22 protein-coding genes are annotated in these 23,660 nt (G+C 45.8%); 11 read left to right on the top strand and 11 right to left on the bottom strand.

The window, feature by feature from the left end:
* Positions 1–15 precede the first annotated feature (15 nt).
* Genes glmS through TPET_RS03965 form a run of 4 tightly spaced genes read right to left on the bottom strand, consistent with a single transcriptional unit; the run spans position 16 to position 3,530 of the window.
* Positions 16–1,836: a glutamine--fructose-6-phosphate transaminase (isomerizing) gene (gene glmS, locus TPET_RS03980; RefSeq protein ID WP_011943364.1), complete on the bottom strand. Its 1,821-nt coding sequence runs from the start codon at positions 1,834–1,836 to the stop codon at positions 16–18.
* The gene (gene plsX, locus TPET_RS03975; RefSeq protein WP_048810865.1) at positions 1,808–2,791 is read right to left on the bottom strand and encodes a phosphate acyltransferase PlsX; all 984 of its coding nucleotides are present in this window, start codon (positions 2,789–2,791) and stop codon (positions 1,808–1,810) included. Before plsX ends, glmS begins: the two co-directional genes overlap by 29 nt.
* 4 nt (positions 2,792–2,795) lie before the next feature.
* Complete coding sequence (rpmF, locus tag TPET_RS03970; RefSeq protein ID WP_004082761.1) at positions 2,796–2,978, bottom strand: 50S ribosomal protein L32; 183 nt, start codon at positions 2,976–2,978, stop codon at positions 2,796–2,798.
* 3 nt (positions 2,979–2,981) lie between these two features.
* Positions 2,982–3,530 (bottom strand): YceD family protein, encoded by a 549-nt coding sequence (locus TPET_RS03965; protein WP_011943362.1) that lies wholly within the window; start codon positions 3,528–3,530, stop codon positions 2,982–2,984.
* Positions 3,531–4,087: 557 nt separating this feature from the next.
* On the opposite strand from TPET_RS03965, the gene TPET_RS03960 reads away from it, so the two are divergent.
* Positions 4,088–4,735, top strand: coding sequence for a lactate utilization protein (locus TPET_RS03960; RefSeq protein ID WP_008193985.1), 648 nt, complete (start codon positions 4,088–4,090; stop codon positions 4,733–4,735).
* A 23-nt stretch (positions 4,736–4,758) separates the two neighbouring features.
* Here TPET_RS03960 and TPET_RS03955 read toward each other — a convergent pair whose 3' ends face one another.
* On the bottom strand, positions 4,759–6,630 hold the full coding sequence (locus tag TPET_RS03955) for a DUF4914 family protein (RefSeq protein WP_004082768.1): 1,872 nt from the start codon (positions 6,628–6,630) through the stop codon (positions 4,759–4,761).
* Positions 6,631–6,827: 197 nt separating this feature from the next.
* Here TPET_RS03955 and pheA point away from each other — a divergent pair, with 197 nt between their 5' ends.
* On the top strand, positions 6,828–8,486 hold the full coding sequence (gene pheA, locus TPET_RS03950) for a prephenate dehydratase (protein WP_004082770.1): 1,659 nt from the start codon (positions 6,828–6,830) through the stop codon (positions 8,484–8,486).
* 16 nt (positions 8,487–8,502) lie between these two features.
* Here the strand turns inward: pheA and TPET_RS03945 are convergent, their stop codons facing one another.
* Both TPET_RS03945 and TPET_RS03940 read right to left on the bottom strand, forming a co-directional pair.
* Positions 8,503–9,807 carry an alkaline phosphatase gene (locus tag TPET_RS03945; protein WP_004082772.1) on the bottom strand — a complete coding sequence of 435 codons (1,305 nt, stop codon included), beginning with the start codon at positions 9,805–9,807 and terminating at the stop codon, positions 8,503–8,505.
* 92 nt (positions 9,808–9,899) lie between these two features.
* Positions 9,900–10,349, bottom strand: a complete 450-nt coding sequence (locus tag TPET_RS03940) for a flavin reductase family protein (RefSeq protein ID WP_004082774.1) — start codon at positions 10,347–10,349, stop codon at positions 9,900–9,902.
* 51 nt (positions 10,350–10,400) lie between these two features.
* Between TPET_RS03940 and TPET_RS03935 the strand changes: the two genes are divergently transcribed.
* A complete protein-coding gene (locus tag TPET_RS03935; RefSeq protein WP_004082776.1) occupies positions 10,401–10,646 on the top strand; it encodes a DUF370 domain-containing protein in 246 nt (81 codons plus the stop codon).
* The gene (gene lgt, locus TPET_RS03930) at positions 10,643–11,524 is read left to right on the top strand and encodes a prolipoprotein diacylglyceryl transferase (RefSeq protein ID WP_011943360.1); all 882 of its coding nucleotides are present in this window, start codon (positions 10,643–10,645) and stop codon (positions 11,522–11,524) included. The genes TPET_RS03935 and lgt overlap by 4 nt, the downstream gene beginning before the upstream one ends.
* Here the strand turns inward: lgt and rdgB are convergent.
* Complete coding sequence (gene rdgB, locus TPET_RS03925; protein ID WP_004082779.1) at positions 11,472–12,062, bottom strand: RdgB/HAM1 family non-canonical purine NTP pyrophosphatase; 591 nt, start codon at positions 12,060–12,062, stop codon at positions 11,472–11,474. The two genes, lgt and rdgB, sit on opposite strands and share 53 nt — an antisense overlap.
* Before the next feature lie 117 nt (positions 12,063–12,179).
* On the opposite strand from rdgB, the gene TPET_RS03920 reads away from it, so the two are divergent.
* Genes TPET_RS03920 through TPET_RS03900 form a run of 5 tightly spaced genes read left to right on the top strand, consistent with a single transcriptional unit; the run spans position 12,180 to position 17,442 of the window.
* The gene (locus TPET_RS03920; protein WP_004082781.1) at positions 12,180–12,725 is read left to right on the top strand and encodes a bifunctional nuclease family protein; all 546 of its coding nucleotides are present in this window, start codon (positions 12,180–12,182) and stop codon (positions 12,723–12,725) included.
* Complete coding sequence (locus tag TPET_RS03915) at positions 12,706–13,524, top strand: polyprenyl synthetase family protein (RefSeq protein ID WP_011943359.1); 819 nt, start codon at positions 12,706–12,708, stop codon at positions 13,522–13,524. Before TPET_RS03920 ends, TPET_RS03915 begins: the two co-directional genes overlap by 20 nt.
* Positions 13,521–15,836 (top strand): alpha/beta fold hydrolase, encoded by a 2,316-nt coding sequence (locus TPET_RS03910; RefSeq protein ID WP_011943358.1) that lies wholly within the window; start codon positions 13,521–13,523, stop codon positions 15,834–15,836. Before TPET_RS03915 ends, TPET_RS03910 begins: the two co-directional genes overlap by 4 nt.
* Positions 15,815–16,651 (top strand): tetratricopeptide repeat protein, encoded by an 837-nt coding sequence (locus tag TPET_RS03905; protein ID WP_011943357.1) that lies wholly within the window; start codon positions 15,815–15,817, stop codon positions 16,649–16,651. The genes TPET_RS03910 and TPET_RS03905 overlap by 22 nt, the downstream gene beginning before the upstream one ends.
* A gap of 2 nt (positions 16,652–16,653) precedes the next feature.
* Positions 16,654–17,442 carry a DUF368 domain-containing protein gene (locus TPET_RS03900; RefSeq protein WP_012896146.1) on the top strand — a complete coding sequence of 263 codons (789 nt, stop codon included), beginning with the start codon at positions 16,654–16,656 and terminating at the stop codon, positions 17,440–17,442.
* Here TPET_RS03900 and ruvA read toward each other — a convergent pair.
* Genes ruvA through TPET_RS03885 form a run of 3 tightly spaced genes read right to left on the bottom strand, consistent with a single transcriptional unit; the run spans position 17,419 to position 20,458 of the window.
* On the bottom strand, positions 17,419–17,985 hold the full coding sequence (gene ruvA, locus TPET_RS03895; RefSeq protein WP_011943355.1) for a Holliday junction branch migration protein RuvA: 567 nt from the start codon (positions 17,983–17,985) through the stop codon (positions 17,419–17,421). The two genes, TPET_RS03900 and ruvA, sit on opposite strands and share 24 nt — an antisense overlap.
* Positions 17,982–19,274 (bottom strand): bifunctional folylpolyglutamate synthase/dihydrofolate synthase, encoded by a 1,293-nt coding sequence (locus TPET_RS03890; RefSeq protein ID WP_148186749.1) that lies wholly within the window; start codon positions 19,272–19,274, stop codon positions 17,982–17,984. Before TPET_RS03890 ends, ruvA begins: the two co-directional genes overlap by 4 nt.
* A gap of 11 nt (positions 19,275–19,285) precedes the next feature.
* Positions 19,286–20,458, bottom strand: coding sequence for a phosphopentomutase (locus TPET_RS03885; protein WP_011943353.1), 1,173 nt, complete (start codon positions 20,456–20,458; stop codon positions 19,286–19,288).
* 91 nt (positions 20,459–20,549) lie between these two features.
* Between TPET_RS03885 and leuS the strand changes: the two genes are divergently transcribed.
* Both leuS and TPET_RS03875 read left to right on the top strand, forming a co-directional pair.
* The gene (gene leuS / locus TPET_RS03880) at positions 20,550–23,024 is read left to right on the top strand and encodes a leucine--tRNA ligase (protein ID WP_011943352.1); all 2,475 of its coding nucleotides are present in this window, start codon (positions 20,550–20,552) and stop codon (positions 23,022–23,024) included.
* A 9-nt stretch (positions 23,025–23,033) separates the two neighbouring features.
* The gene (locus TPET_RS03875) at positions 23,034–23,660 is read left to right on the top strand and encodes a redox-sensing transcriptional repressor Rex (RefSeq protein ID WP_011943351.1); all 627 of its coding nucleotides are present in this window, start codon (positions 23,034–23,036) and stop codon (positions 23,658–23,660) included.

Below are 23,660 nucleotides of genomic sequence, written 5' to 3'. Positions count from 1 at the left end.
GGTTTCACCTCCAGATCACTCCACAGTGACACTCTTTGCAAGATTTCTGGGCTTATCCGGATCCAGTCCTTTCAAATCCGCTATATGATAAGCAAACAGCTGTATAACCGGAGCCATCATGAGCGGATAGAGACTCTCATGGGTTGGGGGAACATGAATGATATCACCTGTGATCTCTTCGAGACTTCTGTTACCCTCCGTTCCCAGAACAATCACAGGTGCATTCCTCGATTTAGATTCGATCACGTTGCTCTTGGTTTTGAAGAACAGACTATCGTCCGGCATCACAGCGAAAACTGGAAAATCAACATCCAGAAGGGCTATGGGACCGTGTTTGAGTTCGCCTGCTTGATAAGCTGTGGCATGTATGTACGTTATTTCCTTCAGTTTCAAAGCGCCTTCCAGTGCAGTGGGATAACCGTATCCTCTTCCTATGTACATGAAGTTCCTGTAATCTTTGTATTTTTCAGAAAGCTCCCTTATTTGAGGATCCTTTCTCAGCACGTTCTCCAGAAGTTCTGGCATACGAACGAGCTTGTCCAGAATCTCTTCTGCTTCCCTATCCCAGTAGCCGTTTATCTCCATTACTTTCAGTCCAAGAAGGTACAGCACAGCGAGTTCAGCCACGTAGGTTTTCGTCGCGGCAACTCCTATTTCGGGCCCCGCGTTCATGAAGAGCGTCACATCGGATTCTCTATCGAGTGTGGAACCCACCACGTTCACAATTGAAACGATCTTTGCACCGTGCTTTTTAGCGAGTCTAACGGATTCAAGGGTATCGGCCGTTTCCCCAGACTGTGAGATGGCTATCAGAACATCCCCTTCCTTTATGTGAGGCCTCTTGTATCTGAATTCAGAAGAAACCTCGACTTCAACATCTATATCCGTGTGATTTTCCAGAAAATATTTGAACACCAACCCTGCATAGTAACTGGTTCCACACGACACCACACGGATTCTATCTGCATCCTTTAGAAGCTCTTCGTAGTACTCGAGCTCTTCAAAAAATGGTCGATCGTTTTTCACTCTTCCAACGAGTGCATTCACAAGAGCTTGCGGATCCTCCATTATTTCCTTGTACATGAAGTGTTTGTATCCACCCTTCTCTGCCGCTTTTTCATCCCAGTCAACGTGGTAAACCCTTCTTTGCTGCTTCACCCCGTCCGTGTTGTAAACTTCAAATCCATCCTTTCTTAAAACCATCACGTCGCCGTCTTCCAGAAAAACAACGTCTTTCGTAAACCTCAAAAGAGGAGTCACATCCGACGCGAGAATCCCTACACCGCTTCCAATCCCAGCAACAAGGGGGCTGCCTTTCCTTGCAGCAACGATGGTGTCAGGAACATTTTTATGAACAACTGCGATTGCGTAGGCTCCTTTCAATTTCTTGACGGCTTTCAGAACGGCATCAAGCAGATCACCTTCGAACTCTTCCTCCACAAGATGAGCGATCACTTCGGTATCCGTTTCCGATGAAAAAACGTGTCCTCGTTGTTCCAAAAACTCCCTTATCTCTCTATAATTTTCAATTATGCCGTTGTGAACCACCGCGATTTCTTCTTTGCAATCCATATGAGGATGGGCATTCATGTCGTTCGGCTCACCATGTGTGGCCCATCTCGTGTGAGCGATTCCGACGAAGAATCTATCGTTCAGCTTTTGTTTGAGTCCGTTCTTTAGAACATCTATCCTTCCCTTCTTTTTGTACACTCCGAAACTATCACCCAAATAAGCGATACCCGCTGAATCGTAACCTCTGTATTCGAGCTTCTGAAGCGATGTCACAAGATCTTCGAGTTTCAAATTCTCACCGACCATCCCCACTATTCCGCACATGGGAGATCCCCCTCTCTATCTCCTGAACGATGTTCATTCTAATACCCTTCTCCGCGACTTTTATAGCATGCTTTATGGCCTTTGCATCTGAAGATCCATGCGCTTTCACAACGATTCCTTTCACTCCCAATATAAAAGTACCTCCATAGGACCTGGGGTCGAGCTTCTCTTTCATCTTGTCAAAACTTCTCTTCATGAGAAGCGCCCCAAGGAGGGAAAGAAAACCTCCATCCTTTATAGACTCCTTCAACACACTCGTGACCAACTTTGCAGTACCCTCCATGGTTTTCAACGCGACGTTCCCTGAGAAACCATCAGCCACTACAACATCAACGGTGCCAAGGTTTATATCGTGGCCTTCAATGTTTCCAAAAAACGTATCTCCGAGAAACTCCTTCAAAAGCTGATAGGCTCTTTTGATATCATCTGGTCCTTTGTTCTCTTCAGATCCCATATTCAGAAGACCAACTCTTGGGTTTTCTGCTCCCAGAACCTTGGAGTAAGCGATTCCCATGAAAGCAAAATCAACCAGATGCTCTGGTCTGACCTTGGCGTTCGCCCCCGCGTCGATGAGAACGGTAGCTCCCTTGAGCGAAGGCACAGCTACTCCAAGTGCGGGTCTTTCGATGCCTTCCAGTTTACCCACGATTGAAGTGGCACCAAGAAAGAGAGGACCAGTGGCACCAGCGCTCACAAACGCATCCACTTTTCCCTCGGAGAGCAACTTCAAGCCCACATGCATCGAAGAGTTCTTTTTTCTGAGGACTTCCAGAGGAGGATCGTCCATTTTAACGATTTCAAAGGCAGAAACAAAGGGAAGACCTTTGTTCCTCACTATTTCTTCGGGTCCGATGAGTACTATCTCTCCCTCAACTTCTTTTGAAGCCAAAAGAGCGCCCTTCAAAATTTCATCGGGCGCTCTGTCACCACCCATCACATCGATCGCTATCTTCACTCTATCACTCCGATATCTCAAGCACCTGTTTTCCTTTGTAGTAACCGCAGTGCAGGCAAACTCTGTGTGGCATCTTGTATTCTCCACAGTTTGGACACTTTTCAAGAGGTACGCTTATCGCTCTGTAGATCTTCGCTCTCTTGTGATGAGTTCTCGATCTGGATCTCTTTTGCTTTGGAACAGCCATCTTCTATACCTCCTCGTTTTTGAGTTTATTTTTTAACTCAGCAAGGATCTCGAATCTGCTGTCAGCCACAGGAATTTTATCACATTTATGATCGGGCTCTTCATTCAAGTTGGCACCGCAGTAGGGACACAACCCTTTGCAGTCCGGTTTGCACAGAACTTTTTCTGGAACGGCGACCACTATTGCTTCGATGATTCTTTCCGACAGATCGAATTCCGTTTCATGATAGTATATGATGTTTTTCAAAGATTCAAGTTTCTCTTCTTTTACATTTTTTCTCATGCTTTCCGGTAGATAAAGAGCTTCTATAACTCCACTTATTTCGACACGAGCGGGTTCAAGACACCTGGCACAGGGATGTTCTATTGCCGTGTGAACGTATCCACCGACTGTGAAACCATCTTTTGTCTTTGCAACGACCATTTTCACTCGAACAGGTTCCAAGAATCTGCAGAAACCCACATCGAGTTCTATACCGTCCTTATCAAAGATGCCTTCTAGAAAGAATCGCTTCTTTTTTTCTATTTCCGAGAGCTCTACCTTCCAGTTCATTTTTTTACCACCTCTTTTCAGATCAATTATACTGCTATTATTAGTAGTAGTAAATAATAGGGGACGCAGGTGGTAGGTTTCGAGTATTGAAATTTTTGAACAAGCTTCTGATGAGGTTTTTAATAATGTCTGCAACTTACCACCCGGGTGGTAGGTAAGTGGTAGGTAAGTGGTAGGTTTCTCTGAAATCGGCTTGGATACTGGATTTTAGGTGGTAAGTTTTCTGCAACGCCCATTAAAACAGCGTTGTAGAATCTTGAATCTGAACGGTAATATTGTTTGTAAAGACTAAAATAGTCTATTGATGAGAGCTTCAGAAACCTACCACCCTGAAGTTGTCCTAAAATGGTCAATACAGAGTTTGGTGGTAGGTTTGTTTTGCATATATTCAATTCCATGCAATTGTTCGTCAATTTAATACAATATACGGTATGTAATTAAAAATCAGATACTACAAAATGTACACAAAACCTACCACCAAACCTACCATTTTAGTTTCAGTTAATAAGATTTTCTCTATAAATCACACAAATTCGACAAAAAGGAGGTATAGAGTTATGAGCTTGAGAGAGGAACTATGGCTATGGAAAAAAGAGAAACTCGCAGAGCACGTGGCTAACAACTTAAGAAAAAAGAAACATGAGGTATGGATTGCTCGTGATCGTGAAGAAATTCTTGAGAGAGTGAAAGAGCTTATCCCGGAGGGTGCAACGGTATCGGCTGGTGGTTCCCTCACTCTGGCAGATACAGGTGTGATTGAACTTTTGCGCAGCGGCAGGTACAACTTCCTTGACAGGGCAGCTGCCAAAACGAGGGAGGAAGTGGAGGAGATATACAGAAAGAGTTTCTGGGCTGACTATTACTTCACCAGTGCGAATGCCATAACGGAAGATGGAAAATTGGTCTTTCTCGACGGGAACGGTAACAGGGTAGCCGCCGTTGTTTTTGGACCAAAAAACGTGGTTGTGATAGCGAGTGTGAACAAGGTGGTGAAAGACGTAGAGGAGGCGAGAGAAAGGCTGAGATACATCTCTCCGATGAATTCGAAACGACTGAATCTGGAAACACCGTGCACAAAAACAGGATTCTGTGCAGACTGTTCTTCTCCTCAGAGGATCTGTGACTACTTTCTGGTAGTGGAATCTGGGGTGAGACAGCCGGGAAGGTTCAAGGTGATTCTGACGCTGGAAGACTTCGGACTTTAAAAAAGCGGGGAATTCTCCCCGCTTTAAAAATTCATCGGTATGATCTTGAGATAGTCATCGAGAGATCCGTCGTCGAGACAGCACTGGATGATTTCTCTTCCCACGGGATTCAGGTCTTCGGTCAGGAATTTTTTCAGTTCTCTCTTGAAGAAGTCTTTCAACTCTTGGGCACCTTTTTCGTAAGCTTCCTCACCTACTTCGGATTGCAAGTGTGGCTGCAGAAGTTCTTTCGGAATGGTGTTTCCTTCGATCTTCATCTCTTTGAGAGAAAAACCGAGGAGCGAACATTTCGATGGAACGAGCTGGTCTGGTCTGAATCTGACGCCGCCCCTCCTTGAGAGATACTCTCTTGCAATCCACTCCGGCATGAACCCTACTTTGTAAGCGCCGATATACTGATTTGGTACGAGGATGTATCTTGTCTCTGGTGTATCTATGATCTGTTCGAGAAGAATGTTAGCGAGTCTTACCATTTTTCCAGAAGAGAAGGGCCAGAAGGATCCTACTCCTTCGCTGGTCATACCTTTGGTGCTGACAATGCTTGGATTTGCGTGTCCTCTTGGTGCTACCAGTCTCCAGAGCCATGCCAGCGCAGGGGGCAGAATCTGCATCAAACCCACGATCCCGTACGTTGGTTTTTCTTTCGTGCAAGGAGGAGTTCTCACTCCAAAGCTTCTCACATCCACTTTCACGGGTTCGGAAACCGCGTTCTTCATAAAACGTTTCGGTATGATGACACGCGGGTTCGGACATGGTTTTCCTGGTTCATCTTCGATGTGTTCCCAGATCAATGCGGTTGAGTTTGGAACGGCGTAGATGTTGAGGAATATGAGCGGTTCAGGCGGATGTATGGTCAGCCTTTCCAGATCCGGAGCGCTTCCGTATTCTGTTATGTGGTCGACCCTTATGAACCATCCAGCTTCCGCGTCTTTGGCCACGAGTTTCTTTCCCGTCTGGAGCTTTGGATGGCACATAAACATGTCATCCGCTACAGGCATGAGAACACAGGATTGTTTCAGTTCCATATAGAATTTTTCACCGGTCACAATGTTTTCGGCGAGCTTTATTCTTCCATCCGGTTCTCTGTGTATCTCTTCGAGGATTTCACTCTTTCCTCCTCCACTTGCCCCTTCATGCATGATCACGAGCTCGTTTTCGTAGGGTGTGATAACCTTCACTGCAGATGCGTGCGCGGTGACCCATTTTTCTTTCTCGCCTACGTGGAGAAGAAATCCATAGACTCCTTTCTTGGCGCTGGGACCTGGATAAAGATTGTAGGAGAAGATCTCATAGTGGGAGTTGTGTCTGTAGTGGACGACCACCTGTTTGCCGTCGAAGTGTGTGTGTCTGAAAGGCGGGGCTAAGAACATGTAGAGTTTGGGTTTGAAATTCTCGGGGACTTCGCTGGCCGGTACGAAGAACTGGAGATCGGCAAGACCGCCAACGAAGAACCCGGCGTTTTTGGGGGCTATCAGAACGGCAGGATATCCGTAATCGTATCCACCGGCCATGAAAGGTAGCAGGATCAACTCCTGTTTTTTCAGCCACTCGAAGGTTTCCTGTCGAATAGGTTCGAATTCTTTTCCGAATCTTTCTCTGAAACGCGGCTTGTCCGTTTCCAGATTGTCACCAACTACGAGTGCGTTTGGGTCTCTTCGTCTCATGTACGGTTCGGGGTAATTGACCACCAGACCATTTTTACAGCGGGTAACTGTTGCTTCGACTACGAAGCCTTTGCCAGGAACTTCGTAGCCTACTTCGAAAAGGTCTCTACCGGCTATGGCAAGGTCAAGTATTTCTTTCCTGCTCTCTGGTATTATTATCTCGGGGGCGTTTTCTATGATATCTCTAACTTCGTCAGAAAACACGAATCTGTCGAGAATAGCTGTTTTCACTTTATCACCCCTCCACGATATGGTGTTCAAGCCAGATTATACCACGCGTCATTATGTAATAATTATGTGTGAATTCAAATTTCCTTATACGTAATTTGAATTTTCCTTTAATAGAACCAACGAAAAAGCGATTGATGATTAAAAATTCCGTGTTGTAGAATATTTTGAGAGATCAGAGTTCAAGGAGGTAGGATAATTTGAAAGTTTATGTTTCCGGGAAAGGAACTCTTATGGACGCTTTGAGAAAGGAACTGGAAGATTCAGAGTGGCAGCTTTCCGAATCGATTGAAGACGCGGATCTCATCGTCTCGAGTGAGATTCTCGAGATATTATCTTCGAATCAGAGAATCGTTGATCTCTATCCCATCAAGGAAAAATCAATTCCGTTTTATAAGGAAAAATCGATTCGCTTTGCAAGCATCTTTCCGGTCTTTCACGGAGAATTCGCTTACTCTGAGTTTTATGTTGTTGAGAAGGTCTCCGATGAAGCAATCGAGAACTTTCTTGATTTTCTGAGAAAATTGGGTGTTGTGTTAAAGGACGTGTTATGGGATGATTATGTGAAACTTCTGGACAGGTCGTGTGCTGTTTTCTACCTTGGTTCAGCGTTTCGGGATCCCTTTTTGATCGATCACGTTTCTCATCTTCTTTCTTGGGAGGAAGAGAAGGAATCGTTTCTGAGACGGGGGAAAGAAGTCATTGCAAACCTCAGCGAAGGAAGCACTCCTGAAGAGACACCCAACATCGTCTCAAAAGTCCTCGCTGCTTTGAGAGATCCTTCCGATATCACTGAGATGAGGCACAAAATCAGGTTGATAGATTTCATACTGCTCAGGTTTATCGAAGAGAGAATGAAAGTGGCAAGAGATGTCGCAAAGGAAAAGAAAAAGACAGACTCTCCCATCGTTATAAGGGATATAGAAGAACAGAAGATAAAGGAGATTCTGGACAGGACAGATCTCAATCCTGTTAGAATGAGACGCATATTCGAGGAAATAATGAAGCTTGCCAAAGAAGAGGAGTACAGATTACTTGGAATTTCCAAGACGGTGGCCGTGCTGGGGCCCATGGGAAGTTTCAGTGATGAGATGGCCATGAAACTGATAGGTTCAAGAATACCCCTGAAGTACTGTTCCACAACTGACGAGATCATAGAAATGGTGGAAAAAGGTGAGGTAGATTATGGAATCGTGCCTATTGAGAATTCCACCTATGGAACGGTCATCCCTGTACTGGACGCCTTGCTCAACCACGAAGTGGAGGTGTTTGGTGAGGCAAAGCTCGAGATACACCACTGTCTCGTGGCAAAGAAAAAACTGGATCTGAAGGAGATAAAAAGGATCTACTCTCATCCCCAGGCCATATCTCAGTCTCTTGGATTCATCAACACGTACCTTTCGCACGCTGAGATTCGGTACACTTCTTCGACGAGCGACGCTGTAAACCTCCTGGATGACGAATCCGCTGCCATCATGTCAGAGAGTGCCGCAAAGATGTATGGGTTACTCATACTGAGGAGGAGCATTCAGGACTTGAAAGAAAAGAATATAACGAGGTTCTACATCATAAGAAGGAAAACAGGAAAGATGGAAGGAAAATACACCTCCCTTTTCTTTGGAGTTCAGGACAGACCGGGCTCTTTGAAGGCAGTTCTGGATATCTTCGCAAGCAGAGGAATAAACCTCAGAAAGCTGGAGTCAAGGCCCGCAAGGACGTTCTTGGGAGATTACGTGTTCTTTGTGGAAGTTGAGGCACCTTTGAAAGAAGAGGATATTAGGGACCTGGAAAGGGTCACGGCGTTTTACAAGATCATAGGTGTGTTTGATGAGGTAGAAGAGCTCGATGTGTTCAAATGAGGGGGCAGATCGCCCCTCATTTCGTTACGGGTTCTTTCAGAAGTGGATACTGAAGAGAGTACCCTGTGAGTTTCATTATGATCCTTGGAATCTCGGTGTTGTCGAGAAATCCGGTGAAGTTTTCGGCACCCGGACCAAAAGCGAAGATGGGAACGGGAGTTCCTGAATGTGTTGTGGTGGTCCACCCAACGCTAACCTTTTCTCCCAGGATCCTTCCAAGTTCGATCTTTGGATTTTTGGACATGGAAATCCTGTTCAGATCCTCATCAGAAAGAGTCAAACCGAAATACTCTTCGATGGCCTTTTTGAATTTCTCCCGATCTTTTGGCGAGTAATTTGCCATGATCCAGTCCGTTGTTTTTTTGAAGTTTCTGATTTTGTCCACATCTACTCTGTAGTCGCCCGAAGAAAGCCCTAATCCACCCGTTTCGTGGTCGGCAGTTACGATGACGAGGGTGTCTCCCCTCTTGAGGGCGAAATCGAGCGCCACCTGAACGGCTTTGTCGAATTCCACGACTTCTTTCCAGACCCCGTAGATGTCGTTATCGTGGGCTTCCCAGTCTATCTGGGAGCCTTCCACCATGAGGAAGAAGGGTTCATCATCTTTCGACAGTATCTCGAGCGCTTTTTCCACCATTTCATAGAGCATCGGCTGCTCCTTTCTGCTACTTGCAGGATCCAGGTGACTTGGTGCAAAGAGAGCGAGTATTTTATCTGAATCCGCGGAGATTTTTGAGAGTTCCTCTCTGGTTTTCACGTATATATACCCTTTTTCTTTTGCAAGTTCAATCAAGTTGAGGTTGTCATCTCGTTTTCCACCGAGATCCTTGGGAAGAAAGTTTGCCCAACCTCCCCCCATCACCACATCGACTGTTTCATTCTCAACGAGTTGTCTTGCTATTTCGTTCTCTTCATCTCTACTTTTAACGTGTGCGTAGAAAGCAGCCGGCGTCGCATGTGTTACTCTGCAGGTAACAACGATACCCGTTCGAACTCCGTAGGTCTTTGCCACTTCGAAGATAGTGGGTACCACCGTTCCATCGGGGAGAATGTTGATCATACCGTTGTTCGTTTTGAACCCCGATGCCAGCGCTGTGCCCGCTGCTGCGGAATCAGTCACCCAGCTGTTTGCGGAGTGTGTCTTCACAAGTCCGATGTAAGGAGTCTTCATGAACGAGAGGGGTCTTCCTTCGAGCATGCTGGTGAGATAGACTTGAGAAAGACCCATACCGTCTCCAATGAGGTAGATAACGTTCTTCACCTGAGAAAAAGCGAGCGCGACCAGCAGGGAAATCAGTATCAGTGTAAAAAGCCTTTTCATCCTCGATCACCTCCCGCCTCCAGTGTACGGGGACTTTTTTCGAGCTGTTTTAAGAAACGTGAAAAAATAAAGGCAGGGGCGAGCCCTGCCTTTCACAACAGTTCGTGTTCTCCGAATATGAGAGGAGGCTCATCTTTCAGTACTTTCTGCCTTCGCACAGTTCCGATGTAGACGATGTGATCCCCCGCTTCAAACTGTCCAGTCTTGTCGCACTCAATGTAAGCGATTGTTCCTTCTGGAATGGGAAGGTTCCCTTCGCTCATCGTGTAGGGATATTTTTTGAATTTGTCTGTGTTTCTGCCAGAAACAGTTCCGAAGTATTCAGCTATTTCTTTTGCGTCTTTTCCGAGAATGCACACAGCAAAGGAATCTGTCCTGTCCATGAGTTCTCTTGTGTATCTGGTTTTTCCTATCGAAACGGCCACCATGGGAGGTTGCCAGGAAACTCTCGTCACCCACGCTACAGTGATCCCGTTGAGTTTCCCTTCCACGTTCACGGTTACTATAGCGGTCGAGGTGTAAAGTTTTCCCAGAGCATCCATTATTTCACCCCCCTAAAAAATGGTATCATACTCACTGTGGGGGGTGGAAAAGTGAGTTTTGTTTCCTTTGGAAGAAAGGTGTTTCTTCCAAGAGAAAGAGTGATAGCCGTTATGCCTATCAGTACTTCTGTGGAAAAGAGGCTCAAGAACGTGGATTTTTACGCGAACAAAATAATAAACGCGACGTTTGGAAAACAAGCAAGAACCGCGGTAGTTATGGATAGTGGACATGTTGTACTCATTCCTACCAGATACAAAATAGCACTGAGGGTTATCTGGGGGCGGAGAAGAAAATGAAAAAAATCCTCGCCTTTCTCTCAATTGCTGCTGGATCGACGCTTTTCTTCGTTTTTCTGTTTATTTTTCTATCAAAGGTTTTCAGCGGAGAAATTCTGCTCAGCAGGTACATATTTCGAATCGGCGGTTTTGAACTCAGATGGTATTCCACTTTGATCCTCACGGGCTTTTTGATCAGCTACTTTGTGGCAAGAAAGAGAGCGAAGAATGAAGGCATAAACTTGGAAGAATTCGATGAGCTCATTTTCTATGGAGTGATAGCCGGTATTGTTGGAGCGCGCCTTTATTATGTCTTGTTCAATTTGAAGTATTACAGAAGTTTGTGGGATGCTTTGAAGATCTGGGAAGGAGGACTTGCCATACATGGAGCTGTGATTGGTGCTCTTCTCACAGGCTTCTTGTATGTTCGATTGAAAAAGCCTTCCTTCACTTTTTTGCAGGCAACAGACTTGTTCACCTCCGTATTGCCGCTGGGGCAGGCGATAGGAAGATGGGGAAACTTCTTCAACTACGAGGCATTCGGTGTTCCCACGAACCTTCCGTGGAAAATGTTTGTGCCAGAGCCCTACAGACCCGTTGTGTACAAAGATTATTCCTTTTTTCATCCTACGTTTCTTTATGAGTCCATATGGGATCTGCTGGTGTTTTTCATGTTGAGTGTTTATTTCAAAAGGTACAGGAAAAGGCACGGCGAAGTAACGTGCCTCTATTTTGTCCTCTACTCACTTGGAAGAATCGTGATAGAGAGATTGAGGGTCGATAGCCTCATGATTGGAAACATAAAAGCTGCTCAGCTGCTGAGTGCCGTGCTGATTCTCCTGGGATTCACCGGTTTTCTGATTCTAAGATCTTCTCAAGAACCGAAAAGAGCTTTCTGAAGGCCTTTGATCTGTGACTGATTTTTTCTTTGAGATGAGGAATTTCGCCGAAGGTCTTATCGTATCCATCCGGTATGAAGAACGGATCGTATCCGAAACCGCCTGTCCCTCTTATTTCGTTGGCTATTCGGCCTTCTACTCTGTCTTCAACAGAAATAAGGGTGTTTTCCACAGGATCGAAAAAGGTAGCACTGCACACGAAAGCAGCTCTTCTATCTTTTCCTTCAAGCATCTTCAGTATGGTTCTCATCTTCTCTTTGTAGGAATGTTCCTCCATGAACCGGGCAGACATGACACCGGGGAATCCTCCCAGGGAATAGATGACCAGTCCGGAATCGTCCGCCATCACAGGATGTTTGAGTTTTTTCCCGTAGACCACGGCCTTTTTCACGGAGTTTTCCAGAAACGTTTCACCGTCCTCGACTACTTCGATTTTTTCGGGAGAGGGCAGAATCTCCATCCATTCTGGAGCGATCATCTTTATTTCTTCAACTTTGTGCGGATTCGTCGTTGCAAGGTAGACGGTCAGTTTTTTCATGTTCTCTTCCCCCTTTCAAATAGGATTCTACAGGAACTGGTTGGTTCCTTTTTCGTATTGAAATTTAGTTGTAAAATAAAGTCTGGTGCGGAGTGTTTCAGAAAGGAGGGAACTGTCTTGAGGAAGGCATGGGTGAAGACTCTGGCGCTCGATAGAGTGAGTAACACGCCAGTAGTTATTCTCGGCATTGAAGGTACAAATAGAGTGCTTCCCATCTGGATAGGAGCGTGTGAAGGGCATGCTCTGGCCCTCGCGATGGAGAAGATGGAGTTTCCGCGTCCTCTGACTCACGATCTCCTTTTGAGTGTTCTTGAATCTCTCGAAGCACGCGTGGATAAGGTGATCATTCACTCTTTGAAGGATAACACCTTCTACGCAACCCTCGTGATAAGAGATCTCACGTACACGGACGAGGAAGATGAAGAGGCTGCTTTGATAGATATCGATTCCAGACCTTCCGATGCGATCATACTCGCTGTGAAGACCGGGGCACCCATTTTCGTATCGGACAATCTGGTGGAGAAACACTCTATCGAGTTGGAAGTAAACGAAACACAGGACGAGGAAGAGGAATTCAAGAAGTTCGTTGAAAATCTGAACATAGATACGTTCAAACAGATGATAGAAAAGAAGAGGGAAGAAGATGAAGAAGGAGAAAGTTGAAGAAAGAATACGCGAGATTTTGAGGCCTGGATGGGATCTTCTCACAGAAGAAGCCATGCTGTACTCCGCGACGGTTGGAGGAAAGAGGATCCGTCCTCTCCTCGTCTTGACACTGGGTGAGGATTTGGGAGTGGAAGAGGAAAAGCTTCTCGATGTGGCGGTGGCCGTTGAACTCTTTCACACGGCTTCTCTGATACACGATGATCTTCCCCCAATAGATAACGCGGATTTTCGAAGAGGGAAGCCTTCTTGTCATAGGACCTATGGTGAAGATATCGCCCTTCTTGCGGGAGATGGTCTGTTCTTCCTCGCTTTTTCTCAGATATCTAAAATCGGAAATTCAAAGATTTTTGAAGAGTTTTCGGAAACGGCCTACAAACTTCTTTTGGGGGAAGCGATGGATGTGGAATTCGAAAGAAGAAAGATGGAAATCTCGCAGGAGATGGTGGAGAGAATGTACGCTTTCAAAACGGGAGCGCTATTTGCCTTCTGTTTCTCAGCTCCATTTATCCTGAAAGAAAAGGATCACACCAAGATGAAACTCCTCGGAGAGAAGTTCGGGGTGGCTTTCCAGATATACGACGATCTGAAAGACATTCTTGGATCTTTCGAAAAGGTGGGAAAGGACCTCGGAAAAGACACAGAAAAAGTGACGCTTGTGAAAAAGGTGGGGATTCAGAAAGCTCGTGAGATGGCCGATAAGTATTATGAAGAAGTTTTGAAAGGTATCGAATCAGAAGGTCTCTTTCGCACGCTGTTTCTTCTGAAAGAACTCAAACAGATGGTGGAGGAGAGATGAGTTTTTTAAAAAAACTCCTAGAAATTGTTTTGAAAAGGAAGATTCTGTTTTTTACCCTGGTGTTTATAAGCATAACGGTGTTTTTCCTTCTGATCTTTTTTCAAAAAGAAGGCTCCTTGAAGATTGGAAAAGAAGGAGCGGAATCTGGTTTTATCAATTTGAGGGTGGAGATACCACCTGGAGCTTTTGGAAAACAAAAGGTTTTGAAAATCACGAGGCTTTCCGATGAAGAAAGAAAGCTTTATCCGGATGTGTTTGTGGGAGATCTTTACAGGGTGGAATTTGCGGACGGCGTAGATGAGTTTGCTCTGAAACCGATACGTCTCAAATACTATTTCGACGCCAAATACCTCAGAGGGGAGAATTACAACAATCTCACCTTTGCGTACGCGACAGAGGATGGTGGATACCGTATCATTCCCGGATCGATGATAGGAAAGGACGAAAGAGGATATTATGTGGAGGCCTTCACGTACCATCTTTCCGTTTTTGGAGTGGTTTTGAGATCGGCCGGTTTTCAAAAACATGGGATAAGGCTTCTGAGGGAAGCTGTGAACAGCTCCGGGCCAGCTGTTCTTCTGGTACCTGGAGAAGATCCTACCTTTGAAGGTGTCGTTAAGGACAATAACATATGGGAGACGATTTTCCCCGACAGAACGATCATGACGTACGAATACGCTCTTTATGAACCGCGTTCCCTGGCTTACAGCGAGATGTACAGGAGTTTCATAGAAAAGGAAGGAAGAAGAAGCTTCATTGACTTCGAATCGGATTTTCTCTCCCAAGAGATCTTGAAGTACTCACAGTACGAGTTCGACATCCTTGCACATGGAACAGGTGGACTGATCGTCTTGAGGATGCTACAACGTCATCCTGAGGTGAACAACGTCAGAAAAGTCGTTCTTCTTTCAACGCCGGTTCAGGGTACCAACGTGGTGAATCCCCTCTACTTCTCTTCTATCTTCTACGGCAAAGACCCAGAGGTGTTGGAAGACATATTCGGAATAGAGTGGACGAAGCTGAAGATGTTGACATTGCACATCAGAAATCTCATAGACACCCTGGGTGAGGTGGTGCAGGAAATCCTTCCGGATTCTCAACTTGTGAAAGAACTCAGGGAATTTGCAAGAAACGATGTGGAAATAGTATCCATCTGTGGAGACACACCGCCTTACGGAGTTGATGTGTCCGGAACGGAACTCGAAAGGTTCTATCCGGAGTTCGTAAAAGGAAGGGGAGATGGTTTCGTTTCCATTCAGTCCTGTCGGGTGGGTAAAGTTGAGCAGTTGAGCGGGAATTTTTACGATCTCTATTCCCGTGAGGAGAACGTAGCCTACATAAGAAAACTTTTGAAGTACGAGGTTCAGGTTTTTTCCGGTTTCAGGAGCGATGATTACGAGGAATACCTTCCATCGAAAAACCCGGAGCTCTCTGAGGAAAGTGTTCAAAAGGTTGTTGAAGCTAAAGAGACGAAAGGTACTGAACTTTCTGTGCTGCCAGTTAAGATTCTCTTTGAAAACTTTTTAGAACGGATCAGGTCTCTGGAGCTTTCTTCCTATTTGTCTGGAGCCCTGGTGGGTAAGGAAGTCTACATCGCTACCGAGTCGGGAGTTTTTGCCTGGGACAAGAAAGTTTTCGACAAGAAAATAGAGTTTTTTAAAAAGGTAGAAGATTACGCGTCGTTCGTAGATGAAGGCGACATTTTCATAGTGGACAACATAGGAATAAAGAAATACGCACCCTTTCCTCTTGTCGGTGATATCAGTGATGCTCTGATAACAAGGAATGCGATTATCTATGCCAGAGTGGTTCCGGGTGGTGTGAGGTACTATCTTTTCAGGAATGGAGCGGAAAAACTTCTCGCTACCTCTCCCGGTACAACGGTTCGAATGAAATCAGAGAATGGAAACTACCTTCTCATAACGGATGGAGAGGTTGTTGCAATAGGTTCGGATTTCAAGGAGAAAGGAAGAGTGTTAAGTTCTCTGTTCGGAGAGAAGGTGAAAATAGTAGATGCTTCTTTCAAAGACGATGCGTTCTATATTTTGCTCAACGATGGATCTATCGCCTTCGTTTCCAGCAGCAGATCGGAAACAAAAAATTACGGTCTCACTGTTCCAAAAAAGGTCCTGAACTTTCAGGGCAGGATACTGGTTGTTTACGATGGCGTCATTCTGGATCTTTCTGCTGGAAAAGCTCAGCGGTTCGACAGGGGAATTATCGATGTGTTCTTGGGGAACGAGGGTCTTTTCATTGTGTTCGATGAGAAGGTGAGAGTATCGGTAGAAGAGTGGCGGTTGTCAAAGGATTGATTTTGATTTTCATCTTGCTTTCTCTTGTTTCTGTTGCCAATGATCTCTATTCCAATGCTTTGAGTGCATACCTCGAAGGTGACTACAGAAGGGCACTCGAACTTTTTGAGAATGCGCTTCGAGAGGATCCAACCATTGAAGAAAGAGATTCCCTTGTGAAACTGAAAATGGGAATCTGTGCCTACGCGATAGGTGACTACGAGAAAGCCCGTGCTTACCTTTCGAATTTTCCGGATAACGTAGTGGCACAAGAAATTCTGAAAAGATTGAGTGTCCCGGAAGAGGTCTGGAAAAAATATATAGAAACCGAGAAGGCAGGTTCTGAATCAAAAAAGGTTGAAGCTACAAAGAGTATCCCTTTCTGGCTGCCGATGGTTGTTTCTGCTGCCACCTTCTTATCAGTTTTCTTTCTTCAAAGGTTCTTGACGAAACGCCTGGCGATGCGCTCTGAGAAGAAATCCAGTGTTGCTAAAGAGATTCCAGGAGTTGTTGAGGAACTGCCAGAGGGTACCGTCGAAGAGATTCCGGAGGAGAAACCAAGTGAAGCCTTTGCGGAAAAACTCGATTTTCTGGAAGAACTCCTCGGTAAAGTTCAGAAATCTAATCGCGAAGAATATGTGGATGTCGATGAGGTGAAAAACAGAGCCAGAGAAATTCTCGAAAATTCAGAGGAGATACCAGATGATCTCACGGCAGAAGAAGTGAACCTTGATGTGGAAGAGGTCATCAAAGAGTTGGAAGAGAAAGAAGCGTACGATGAAGAGGATGCAAGGAAGCTAGTTCTTGTGGCCAAGAATAAACTCAGGGAGGAATGAAGGTGTGGTTCTTCTTTTCAGGTGTTCTTATGGGAATAGCGAACGTGGTACCGGGTGTCAGCGGTGGTACAATCGCCGTTCTCATGGGTATCTATGAGAAACTGATAGAATCGGTGAATTCTTTTTTTCATGGAAATTCGAAATCTCTGAAGGTGCTGATACCTGTGGGAACAGGTGTTTTGGTGGGAATATTTGGTATAGCACGTTTCTTAGAAATCTCCCTTTCGAAGTATCCGATTCCAACACATTTCTTTTTTTTGGGACTCGTCATCGTTAGCTTTGTGAAAACAAAGGAGTATTTCTCGATCAAACCTGTGAACATATTTTTCGTCTTGCTTGGGATGTTTTTGATTTTTATGTTGCATTTTTCAGGTGGAACAACTGCAAAAGAAAACATGTTCCTTCTCGTCTTGGCGGGTTTCGTAGCGGCGATGGCCATGGTAGTGCCCGGTATCAGTGGTTCGCTGATCCTTCTGATTTTCGGTGTTTACGATTACGTTCTTTATCTGGTTTCGCACCTGATAATTGGTGAGCTTCTGATATTCTCCATCGGAGTTGTCGCCGGAATTCTCGTCTCTGTGAAGATCATGAACTTTCTTTTGAAAAGATTCCGGGAGGAAACTTACAGTTTCATCGGTGGAATGATTCTTGCGTCTCTCTACGAGGTTCTTCCAAAAAAGATGGATACAAACGTCGTTCTGCCATCTGTTTTGAGTCTTGTACTCTCATTAACTCTTGGATTCTTTCTGCTTTACATTGAAAAGAAACTATCTTTGACTCAGAAACTTTAAAGCTTCTTTTATCAACTCGGATGTTTTCATTCCCTCTCTGTACACGTGTTTCACCGCTTCTCTTGCCTGTTTCTCCGGGTATCCCAGTGATATCAGGGCCTCTAAGGATTCATGATAGATCCTCATGTCTTTTATTCCAGCACTTTCGAATTCATCTTTCAGTTCCATCACGATCCGTTCTGCTGTTTTCTTACTGATGCCGGGAAGTTTTGAAAGGCCTTCCACGTCCTGAGAGGCGATCATTGTCACCAGTGTTTCCGCATCTTCGTTCGAGATGATCTTCAAGGCCGTTTTTGGCCCAAGCCTGGAAACCTTTGTGAGAGAAAGGAAGAGTTCCTTTTTTCTCTCATTTGAAAACCCGTAGAGGGTGATGCCATCCTGTGAAACGCTCAAAAACGTGTGGAGAAAACATTCCCCGCCTTCTTCCACTTCCTCACTGGTTTGAACATCGCAGACGATTTCAAAAACGACTCCAGATTTTGTCTCTACGAGGAGAACGTTTCCACTCTTTTTCAAAACCCTTCCAGAGATTCCCGCTATCATAGTTTCCACTCCTCATTTATCTTTCCGGTTGTCAGGAACTCCCTTACGTATCCCACCAGAAACAGTGATCCTGTAACAACTGTGTCTCCCTCACTGGATTCGATCGCTTCCAGGGGATCTTCTATGACTTCCACGTTTTTGAAGAATTTCTTTGCCGTGTCAACAAGGCTGTTCATGTCTTTCATACGAGGTGAAGGAACACAGGTGACTATGACCCTTTCGAAGATTCCGGTGTACTTTCGAAGAATGTCCTCCCGGTTCTTGTCGTCCAGAATGCCTATTACCAGGTTCAAGGGTTTGTCGTTGAAGTACAATTTCAAGCTTCTGACAAGGCTTTCCGCTCCGTGAGGGTTGTGCGCTCCATCGAGGATGTACGTCTTTCCATCTTTCTCCAGGATTTCAAATCTTCCCAGATTTTTCGCATTTTTCAAGCCTTCGCGTATTGCTTTCTCGCTCAACGGAAGTCCTGTTGCTTCAAGAGTCTTCAGGGCAACACCGGCGTTTTCTATCTGGTGAGGACCGTTCATGGTCAGGACGAGATCTTCGAAGGTGTTTTCCCCACAGTAATCGAATCTGTTTTCGTGAAGTTTCAGAGATTTAACCTTAACGGAAAAATCCTTGTCGATGACGTACATCCTTGAGCTCTTCTTTCGGGCAACATCTTCCATCACTTTGAGGGCTTCTCTTTTTCTTTCCCCTGTCACAAGGGGAACTCTTTCTTTTATTATTCCGGATTTTTCCCACGCGATCTGTTCTATGGTGTATCCCAGCGTTTTTTCGTGATCTCTGTCCACCGTGACGATGGTGGAACAAAGAGGGAACACCACGTTCGTTGCGTCCAGCCTGCCTCCAAGACCAACTTCCAGGACGGCGATGTCAACGTTTTTTTCCGCAAAGTAGAGGAAAGCCATCGCCGTTACAACTTCAAAAAAGCTTGGGGAGAATATTTCTTCTTTGTCGAGCTCGTTCAGAATCGGCTCCATTTTTTCGTAGATCTTCACCACGTCCTCTTCGGATATGTACTCTTCGTTTAACCTTATCCTTTCTCTGAACGTGCTCAGATGAGGGGAGTAATAGGATCCCACTCTGTACCCTTGAGATATCAAGATATGACTTATCATGTTCGTTACGGAACCTTTCCCATTCGTGCCACCTACGTGTATGCTTTTGTATTTCAGATGGGGATTTCCCAGTTTTGAAAGTAGCATTGAGATCCTCTCAAGACCTGGTTTCACCTTTCCCATAGGTCTTTTGTGATAGAGATATTTGAGAACTTCGAGGTATGCCATGGTCTCATCTTTCACTCCCATATGAGGTTTTTGAAGGAGGTTCCGTTTTCAAGAGGGGGAACTCCGAAGATATCGGCGATGGTTTGGCCCAGGTCGGCAAAGGTTTCCCTGATGCCAACGTAAACGTCTTTTTTCAGTCTTCCTCCGTATCCAAGGAGGGGGACCATTTCCCGGGAATGGTCCGTTGAGGGAGTCGTGGGATCACATCCGTGATCTGCCGTGATGAAAAGAACGTCATCCTCTTTCAGATTCTGAATGATCTCAGGCAATCTCACGTCGAATTCTTCGAGGGCTCTGGCATAAGAAACGGGGTCGTTTCTGTGGCCGTATTTGGTGTCAAAATCCACAAGATTTGTGAAGATCAGACAGTCATGATTTTTCTCCTTCATGAGTGAGATCGTTTTGTCTATTCCATCGTTGTTATCCTTCGTCTTGTAATTTTCCGTCACGCCTCTTCCAGCGAATATATCTGCGATCTTGCCAACACCGTAAACGGGTATTCCATTCTCTGTGAGGACATCGAGAAGTGTTTTACCTTCCGGTTCGAGCGAGAAGTCTTTCCTTTCGGGTGTTCGAACGTAGTTGGGCCACTCTCCTGTGAAGGGTCTTGCGATAACCCTGGCAACTTTGTATCCCATCTCGTCCAAAAGTTCCCTGGCGATTTTGCAGTACCTGTAAAGTTCCTCTACGGGAACGATCTCTTTCTTTGCCGCTATTTGAAACACACTGTCCGCTGATGTGTACACGATCAGAGCACCGGTCTTCTCGTGGATCGGACCGAGTTCTTTTATGATTTCCGTACCGGATGCAGGTTTGTTACCTATGACTTTTCTCCCCGTTCTTCTCTCAAATTCTTCTATCAGTTCCTTAGGAAAACCATTTGGAAACAGGTCAAACGGCTTCTTGAGGATGACTCCCGCTATTTCCCAGTGTCCGGTCGTCGTGTCTTTACCGGGGCTTTTTTCCATCATTTTCCCGTAGATGCCTTCTGCGGGTTTCACAGGCTCAACACCTGGTATGTCGTCGAGGTTGCCGAGACCCAGTTTTGCCATATTTGGAAGGTGCAATCCACCTACCGCTTTTGCGGTGTTCACAATGGTGTTGCTCCCTTCATCGCCGTACAGATGAGCGTCGGGCATCTCACCTATTCCCACGCTGTCCAAAACTATCAGTACCACCCTCATACTTCCAGCCCCTTTCCGAAAAATTCTATCACAAATGGCTGAAAAATCTGATATTATTAACTTTGAGAAGGAAATATCAGGAGGTGTAGACATGAAGGAATACAGACCACAGGAAATAGAGAAAAAATGGCAGGAAGTATGGGAAGAAAAGAAGGTCTTCTATACACCTCAGAGGTCTGAAAAACCCAAGTATTACGCTCTCGTGATGTTTCCGTATCCCTCTGGAACTCTCCACGTAGGGCACGTGAAAAACTACGTCATAGGTGACATAGTCGCAAGATACAAGAGGATGAGAGGATACAACGTCCTCCACCCGTTTGGATACGACGCATTCGGACTTCCCGCCGAGAACGCCGCGATCGAAAAGGGAATTCATCCTGAAGAGTGGACGAGGAAGAACATCAACACTATTCGGGGACAGGTGAAAAAACTCGGTATAAGCTACGACTGGAGCAGAGAAATCGCGACCTGCGACGAGGAGTACTACAAATGGACCCAGTGGATATTTCTCCAGCTCTACAAGAATGGTTTGGCCTACAAGAAGAAGGCAGCTGTCAACTGGTGTCCCAAGTGTAAAACTGTTCTTGCGAACGAGCAGGTGAAAGACGGAAAATGTGAAAGATGTGGAACCAGCGTTACCATAAGGCACCTCGAACAGTGGTTTTTCAAGATCACGGATTACGCGGAAAGGCTGCTGAACGACCTGGACAAGCTCACAGGATGGCCGGAGCACGTCAAGACCATGCAGAGAAACTGGATAGGAAAGAGCACCGGTGCGGAAATAGATTTTCCTGTCGAAGGATCGGATACAAAGATCAGGGTCTTCACAACCAGGCCCGACACACTCTGGGGTGTCACTTTCATGGCCCTTGCACCGGAATCCCCTCTTGTCGAAGAGCTCGTTCTTGAGGAGAAAAAAGAAGATCTTCAGGAATTCCTTGAACGTGTAAAGCAGCAGGACAGATTCAGAAGAACCTCTGTCGAGGCCGAAAAAGAAGGGTTCTTCCTGGGAAGGTACGCCATAAACCCCGTGACCGGCGAGAGGATACCGATCTACGTGGCAAACTACATCCTCATGGAGTATGGAACGGGTGCCATCATGGGAGTTCCTGCCCACGATCAGAGGGACTTTTCCTTCGCTAAAAAGTACGGAATCCCGATAAAGGTTGTGATTAAACCAGCAGACAGAGATCTCGATCCAGAGAAGATGGAAGAAGCCTACGAAGGCGAGGGTATCATGGTGAACTCCGGACCGTTCGATGGAACACCGAGCAGCGAAGGGATAGAAAAAGTCATAAATTGGCTCGAGGAAAAAGGCATTGGAAAGAGGTCGGTCCAGTACAAGTTGAGAGACTGGCTCATATCGAGGCAGAGATACTGGGGCGCTCCAATCCCCATCATCTACTGTGAAAAATGCGGTGTTGTACCCGTTCCAGAAGAGGACCTTCCCGTGAGACTTCCAAAAGACGTGGAATTCCTTCCAACGGGTCAATCTCCTCTTTCTTTCCATGAAGGTTTCAAGAGGACAAAGTGTCCCATCTGTGGTGGAGAAGCCCAGAGAGAAACGGACACCATGGACACTTTCGTTGATTCTTCCTGGTACTTCCTCAGATACGTGAATCCTCACCTGGAGGACAAACCGTTCGAGCCCGATGATGTGAACTACTGGTTACCGGTGGATCAGTACATCGGAGGGGTGGAACACGCCGTACTGCATTTGCTGTACTCCAGATTCGTAACCAAGGTACTGCACGATCTGGGTTATCTCAATTTCGACGAACCCTTCACCAACCTCTTCACACAGGGAATGATTTACAAAGACGGTGCCAAGATGTCCAAGTCGAAGGGGAACGTGGTGTCCCCGGATGAGATGATAGAGAAATACGGGGCGGATACCTTGAGAATGTACATACTCTTCATGGCACCTCCAGAGAAAGACGCCGAATGGAGTGACGCCGGTATCGAAGGTGTTCACAGGTTCATCAAAAGGCTCTGGAACACTTTCTACACGGTTCTTCCGTTTGTGAAAGAAGAAAACACGGAGAATCTTGTGTTGAAAAACTCCACAGAAAAGGAACTCAGAAGAAAGCTTCACAGTATTATCAAGAAGATAACGGAGGATATAGAAGGTGGATTCAAGTTCAACACCGCTATAAGTGGTCTGATGGAACTCGTGAACCACCTGAGCCAGTACTTGAACAGTGTACCGCAGGAGGAATGGAACAGAAAACTCCTGCGAGAGATAGTAGAAAAACTCACACTCGCTCTTTCACCTTTCGCACCGCACCTTGCAGAGGAGTTCTGGCACGATCTCGGAAACGATAGTCTTGTTGTCCAGCAGGCCTGGCCTTCCTACGATCCAAAAGCGCTCGAAGTGGAGGAAGTCGAAATCGCCATCCAGATAAATGGAAAGGTGAGAGACAAAGTGGTTGTGCCTGTGGATATCTCTGAAGAGGCTCTGAAGAGGATCGTCCTCGAAAGAGAAAGGGTCAAGGAATACGTCGATGGCAAACCAATAAGGAAATTCATTTACGTGAAGGGAAGAATCGTAAATATCGTGGTATGAGGTGATAGAATGGCGGAAAAGATACCGAAGCCTGTTTCAAAAAGGTTGGTAAGTTACTACATGTGCCTTGAAAGGCTCCTCGATGAGGGTGTAGAGGTGGTATCCTCGGAAGAGCTCGCAAGAAGGCTCGATCTCAAAGCGAGTCAGATAAGAAAGGATCTGTCATATTTTGGAGAGTTTGGAAAGCGCGGGGTTGGCTACAACGTGGAACACCTTTACGATGCGATTGGCGAGATCCTCGGTGTAAAGAAAGAGTGGAAGCTGGTCGTTGTGGGAGCTGGGAACATAGGAAGAGCCGTCTCAAACTATGCCGTAATGAGAGAGAAAGGTTTTAAAATAGTGGGTATTTTCGATAGCGATCCGTCAAAGATGGGAAAGGAAGCAGCCCCTGGCCTTACTGTGAGTGATGTGAGTGAGCTCGAAAAATTTGTTGAAGAACACGGCGTCGAAATAGGAGTGATCGCTGTTCCCGCTGAACACGCTCAAGAAATAGCTGAAAGACTGGAAAAAGCAGGCATCATGGGTATTTTGAATTTCGCCCCCGTGAAGATAAAGGTGTCCGTCCCGGTGGAGAACATAGACATAACCGCTTCTCTGAGAGTTCTCACCTTCGAGATCGTGAGGAGGAACAACTGA

Origin of the sequence: Thermotoga petrophila RKU-1 (assembly GCF_000016785.1) — a bacterium.
Lineage (GTDB): Bacteria > Thermotogota > Thermotogae > Thermotogales > Thermotogaceae > Thermotoga > Thermotoga petrophila.
This window is presented reverse-complemented; position numbering and strand designations above follow the sequence as displayed.